General features: G+C 36.5%; 1 protein-coding gene. It reads right to left on the minus strand.

Annotation, left to right across the window (positions count from 1 at the left end):
* Positions 1–905 (minus strand): DEAD/DEAH box helicase (locus tag D1831_RS14235; RefSeq protein ID WP_148096386.1); only part of this gene is annotated, 905 nt, incomplete at both ends.

The following is a 905-nucleotide window of genomic DNA, read 5'->3' on the forward strand; positions in this document are numbered from 1 at the left end:
GTGTTATTAATAGATTTATAGATCCGTTCCTTGGCAATTTCTGAGAAGCTAATTGTTGAGATTCCGGCGACTTGCCGCAATTCCAAATCTTCACGAGCAGTATTTTTATTGCGTGATTTGTCACCGGTTAATGCAATCGGAATCAAGTAATTATTTTTATAGTTACCAATAAAATCAATCACTGTAACATAATCTTTTTCTGGAAACTTACGTAGTCCCCGCCCTAACTGCTGGATAAAAACAATGCTTGACTGAGTATTACGTAACATCACAATCTGGTTAACACACGGGATGTCAATGCCTTCGTTAAACACATCAACAGTAATGATATATTGAATTTCACCATGCTCTAATCTATTAATAATATCGTTACGCAAAGATTGAGCTGTCTGCCCAGTTAATGCCTCACTTATATATCCTCTTTTTGTTAACGCCATGGCTAACTCGTTAGCTTCTTCAGTACGGCTACAAAAGATTAGTCCTCTCAATGTCTCTCCAGAATAACCATAGTATTCGGTTTGACTAACAATATAATCCACCCGTTCATCAGACACTAACCATTTTAACTGACTAGTATCATCAACTATTTGGCCATCTTTCTCATAGTCCGTAATGCCAATATAACGAAACGGACACAACATTTTTTCATCTAAAGCTGCTTGCAAACGAATTTCATACGCAATATTATAATCGAACATTTCGTACAGGTTAAAATCATCCATTCGTTCCGGAGTAGCAGTCATACCAAGTAAAAAATTAGGTCTAAAATAGTTCAAAACTTTTTGATATGACGTTGCCCCAGCACGATGAGCTTCATCAACCAGAATGTAATCAAATTGGTCCGGGTTGAACCGTTGTAATTGTTCATCCTTAGCCAAAGTTTGAATGGTTGCAAATAAATATTT

It is taken from the genome of Lactiplantibacillus garii, assembly GCF_003885105.1.
Classification (GTDB): Bacteria; Bacillota; Bacilli; order Lactobacillales; family Lactobacillaceae; genus Lactiplantibacillus; species Lactiplantibacillus garii.